This is a genomic window from Plantactinospora mayteni (genome assembly GCF_016862935.1).
GTDB classification, from domain to species: Bacteria; Actinomycetota; Actinomycetes; order Mycobacteriales; family Micromonosporaceae; genus Plantactinospora; species Plantactinospora mayteni.
Map to the genome: position 1 here is coordinate 1 of NZ_BONX01000097.1, position 5,320 is coordinate 5,320.

Consider the following 5,320-nt stretch of genomic DNA (forward strand, 5'->3'; position numbering starts at 1 on the left):
TGTCCGGCGGCGTCTTACTCTCCCACACCCTCCCGAGTGCAGTACCATCAGCGCTGGAAGGCTTAGCTTCCGGGTTCGGAATGTAACCGGGCGTTTCCCCTCCGCCATAACCGCCGTAACCCTATCCACAAACCAAACAACAACCCCCCACACAGGGATCCGTTGTTCGTTTGCTGTGAATCACACAGTGGACGCGTAGCAGCTTTGTAGACAAGTCCTCGGCCTATTAGTACCGGTCAACTGAACCAGTTACCTGGCTTACATCTCCGGCCTATCAACCCAGTCGTCTCACTGGGAGCCTTACCCCCTTAACGGGGTGGGATACCTCATCTTGAAGCAGGCTTCCCGCTTAGATGCTTTCAGCGGTTATCCCTCCCGAACGTAGCCAACCAGCCGTGCCCCTGGCGGGACAACTGGCACACCAGAGGTTCGTCCGTCCCGGTCCTCTCGTACTAGGGACAGCCCTTCTCAAGTATCCTACGCGCACGGCGGATAGGGACCGAACTGTCTCACGACGTTCTAAACCCAGCTCGCGTACCGCTTTAATGGGCGAACAGCCCAACCCTTGGGACCTGCTACAGCCCCAGGATGCGACGAGCCGACATCGAGGTGCCAAACCATCCCGTCGATATGGACTCTTGGGGAAGATCAGCCTGTTATCCCCGGGGTACCTTTTATCCGTTGAGCGACACCGCTTCCACACGCAAGTGCCGGATCACTAGTCCCGACTTTCGTCCCTGCTCGACCCGTCAGTCTCACAGTCAAGCTCCCTTATACACTTACACTCAACACCTGATTGCCAACCAGGCTGAGGGAACCTTTGGGCGCCTCCGTTACATTTTAGGAGGCAACCGCCCCAGTTAAACTACCCACCAGACACTGTCCCTGAACCCGATAAGGGCCCGAAGTTAGATACCCAAACCAACCAGAGTGGTATTTCAAGATTGCCTCCACCCATACTGGCGTATGGACTTCACCGGCTCCCACCTATCCTACACAAGCTAATTCAGATACCAATGTCAAGCTATAGTAAAGGTCCCGGGGTCTTTCCGTCCTGCCGCGCGTAACGAGCATCTTTACTCGTACTGCAATTTCGCCGGGCCTGTGGTTGAGACAGTGGGGAAGTCGTTACGCCATTCGTGCAGGTCGGAACTTACCCGACAAGGAATTTCGCTACCTTAGGATGGTTATAGTTACCACCGCCGTTTACTGGCGCTTAAGTTCTCAGCTTCGCCCCGAAAGACTAACCGGTCCCCTTAACGTTCCAGCACCGGGCAGGCGTCAGTCCATATACATCGAATTACTTCTTCGCATGGACCTGTGTTTTTAGTAAACAGTCGCTTCCCCCTGCTCTCTGCGGCCATACAACGCTCCACCAGCAAGTGGCTTCACGTCTCCGGCCCCCCTTCTCCCTAAGTTACGGGGGCAATTTGCCGAGTTCCTTAACCACAGTTCACCCGATCGCCTCGGTATTCTCTACCTGACCACCTGTGTCGGTTTAGGGTACGGGCCGCTCGGAACTCGCTAGAGGCTTTTCTCGGCAGCATAGGATCACTGACTTCACCTGAATCGGCTCGGCATCACGTCTCAGCCACATGCACCACGGATTTGCCTATGGTACGGCCTACACGCTTACCCCGGCACAACCACCGGCCGGGCTCAGCTACCTTCCTGCGTCACCCCATCGCTTGACTACTACCCGCCAGGATCCCACGCTCCCCCACAACAATCCGAAGACCGCCGCAGGATCGGGTGGTTAGCACAACGAGGTTCATCACGGGCGCTCCTACACGGGTACGGGAATATCAACCCGTTATCCATCGACTACGCCTCTCGGCCTCGCCTTAGGCCCCGACTCACCCAGGGCGGATTAACCTGGCCCTGGAACCCTTGGTCATCCGGCGGAAGGGTTTCTCACCCTTCTTTCGCTACTCATGCCTGCATTCTCACTCGTGCCGCGTCCACAACTGGGTCACCCCGCTGCTTCACCCCCGGCACGACGCTCCCCTACCCACCCACACACCTGGATGCCCTCCCAAAAGAAGACACCGAGTTAATGTGTGAATGCCACAGCTTCGGCGGTGTACTTGAGCCCCGCTACATTGTCGGCGCGGAACCACTTGACCAGTGAGCTATTACGCACTCTTTAAAGGATGGCTGCTTCTAAGCCAACCTCCTGGTTGTCTATGCGACCCCACATCCTTTTCCACTTAGCACACGCTTAGGGGCCTTAGCTGGCGATCTGGGCTGTTTCCCTCTCGACTACGAAGCTTATCCCCCGCAGTCTCACTGCCGCGCTCTCACTTACCGGCATTCGGAGTTTGGCTGATTTCAGTAACCTTGTAGGGCCCCTAGACCATCCAGTGCTCTACCTCCGGCAAGAAACACGCGACGCTGCACCTAAATGCATTTCGGGGAGAACCAGCTATCACGGAGTTTGATTGGCCTTTCACCCCTAACCACAGGTCATCCCCCAACTTTTCAACGTTGGTGGGTTCGGCCCTCCACGCGGTCTTACCCACGCTTCAGCCTGCCCATGGCTAGATCACTCCGCTTCGGGTCTAGAACACGCGACTACACGCCCTATTAAGACTCGCTTTCGCTACGGCTACCCCACACGGGTTAACCTCGCCACATGCCACTAACTCGCAGGCTCATTCTTCAAAAGGCACGCCGTCACCCCAAAAGGCTCCGACGGATTGTAGGCGAACGGTTTCAGGTACTATTTCACTCCCCTCCCGGGGTACTTTTCACCATTCCCTCACGGTACTCGTCCGCTATCGGTCACCAGGAAGTATTTAGGCTTACCAGGTGGTCCTGGCAGATTCACGGCAGATTACAGGAGTCCGCCGCTACTCGGGAACACCCACAAAGAAGACCAGTCGCTTTCACCTACCGGACTATCACCGCCTACGGTTGGCTTTTCCACACCATTCAGCTAACAACTGGTATTTGTAACTTCTCGGAGAAGTGTCAGCTTCCCCCATGAGGTCCCACAACCCCGACCACGCAACCCCTGACAGGTATCACACGCAACCGGTTTAGCCTCAATCCGCTTTCGCTCGCCACTACTCACGGAATCACTATTGTTTTCTCTTCCTACGGGTACTGAGATGTTTCACTTCCCCGCGTTCCCTCCACACACCCTATGAATTCAGGTGCAGGTGACACCACATGACTGGTGCCAGGTTACCCCATTCGGACACCCTGGGATCACAGCTCGGTTGACAGCTCCCCCAGGCCTATCGCGGCCTCCCACGTCCTTCATCGGCTCCTGGTGCCAAGGCATCCACCGTCCGCCCTTGACAACTTGACCACAAAGATGCTCGCGTCCACTGTGCAATTCTCAACAAACGACCAACCCACAACCCACAACCCCACACCAACAACCCCCACCAGGGAAAAACCCCCAGCCAAGATCCGGTATGCGAGGCCAGGCCATGCCTGGCAGCCAGACGAACCAACGCTCGCCACAGCCACTGAAGAACCAACCAACGGTTGCTCCCTCAGGACCCAACAGGGTGCCCATCATCCACCACCAGCCGCACCAACCCGACATTCCACACCCCCACAGGGGCCGTACTCGCCGTGATCAGCCGTTGCCAGCCGTGGACTCGCCAGTGTCTCCGCCATCGAGCACCCCGCCACCACACAGATGGGTGACGCGGGCTCCTACCCGACCTTCGCCGGGAGGTGCTCCTTAGAAAGGAGGTGATCCAGCCGCACCTTCCGGTACGGCTACCTTGTTACGACTTCGTCCCAATCGCCAGCCCCACCTTCGACGGCTCCCCCCCTCACGGGTTAGGCCACCGGCTTCGGGTGTTGCCGACTTTCGTGACGTGACGGGCGGTGTGTACAAGGCCCGGGAACGTATTCACCGCAGCGTTGCTGATCTGCGATTACTAGCGACTCCGACTTCACGGGGTCGAGTTGCAGACCCCGATCCGAACTGAGACCGGCTTTTTGGGATTCGCTCCACCTCACGGTATCGCAGCCCATTGTACCGGCCATTGTAGCATGCGTGAAGCCCTGGACATAAGGGGCATGATGACTTGACGTCATCCCCACCTTCCTCCGAGTTGACCCCGGCAGTCTTCGATGAGTCCCCACCATAACGTGCTGGCAACATCGAACAAGGGTTGCGCTCGTTGCGGGACTTAACCCAACATCTCACGACACGAGCTGACGACAGCCATGCACCACCTGTGACCGCCCCCGAAGGACCCCACATCTCTGCAGGTTTTGCGGCCATGTCAAACCCAGGTAAGGTTCTTCGCGTTGCATCGAATTAATCCGCATGCTCCGCCGCTTGTGCGGGCCCCCGTCAATTCCTTTGAGTTTTAGCCTTGCGGCCGTACTCCCCAGGCGGGGCGCTTAATGCGTTAGCTGCGGCACAGAGAACCGGAGAGGCCCCCCACACCTAGCGCCCAACGTTTACAGCGTGGACTACCAGGGTATCTAATCCTGTTCGCTCCCCACGCTTTCGCTCCTCAGCGTCAGTATCGGCCCAGAGACCCGCCTTCGCCACCGGTGTTCCTCCTGATATCTGCGCATTTCACCGCTACACCAGGAATTCCAGTCTCCCCTACCGAACTCTAGCCTGCCCGTATCGGCTGCAAGCCCACAGTTGAGCCGTGGGTTTTCACAGTCGACGCGACAAGCCGCCTACGAGCTCTTTACGCCCAATAAATCCGGACAACGCTCGCGCCCTACGTCTTACCGCGGCTGCTGGCACGTAGTTGGCCGGCGCTTCTTCTGCAGGTACCGTCACTCACGCTTCGTCCCTGCTGAAAGAGGTTTACAACCCGAAGGCCGTCATCCCTCACGCGGCGTCGCTGCATCAGGCTTCCGCCCATTGTGCAATATTCCCCACTGCTGCCTCCCGTAGGAGTCTGGGCCGTGTCTCAGTCCCAGTGTGGCCGGTCGCCCTCTCAGGCCGGCTACCCGTCGTCGCCTTGGTAGGCCATCACCCCACCAACAAGCTGATAGGCCGCGAGCCCATCCCAGGCCGAAAAAACTTTCCACCCCCCACCATGCGGCAGAAGGTCATATCCGGTATTAGCCCCCGTTTCCGAGGGTTATCCCAAAGCCTGAGGCAGGTTACTCACGTGTTACTCACCCGTTCGCCGCTCGAGTACCCCGAAGGGCCTTTCCGCTCGACTTGCATGTGTTAAGCACGCCGCCAGCGTTCGTCCTGAGCCAGGATCAAACTCTCCAACAAAAACTGTGGAAAATCAAAACCCGACAACAATAAAACACTTGCTGCCAAACATCAAAACATTTGGCACTGGCTTATCAAGCACCCTGTTGAGTTCTCAAA

At 57.6% G+C, this 5,320-nt stretch carries 3 rRNA genes; all 3 read right to left on the reverse strand.

What is annotated here, in order from left to right:
* Position 1: 1 nt before the first annotated feature.
* Positions 2–118: ribosomal RNA gene (gene rrf / locus Pma05_RS41910) — 5S ribosomal RNA — on the reverse strand.
* Positions 119–206: 88 nt separating this feature from the next.
* Positions 207–3,316: ribosomal RNA gene (locus Pma05_RS41915) — 23S ribosomal RNA — on the reverse strand.
* Positions 3,317–3,704: 388 nt separating this feature from the next.
* A 16S ribosomal RNA gene (locus tag Pma05_RS41920) occupies positions 3,705–5,221 on the reverse strand.
* Together the 16S, 23S and 5S rRNA genes form the textbook arrangement of a ribosomal RNA operon.
* Positions 5,222–5,320: the final 99 nt, after the last annotated feature.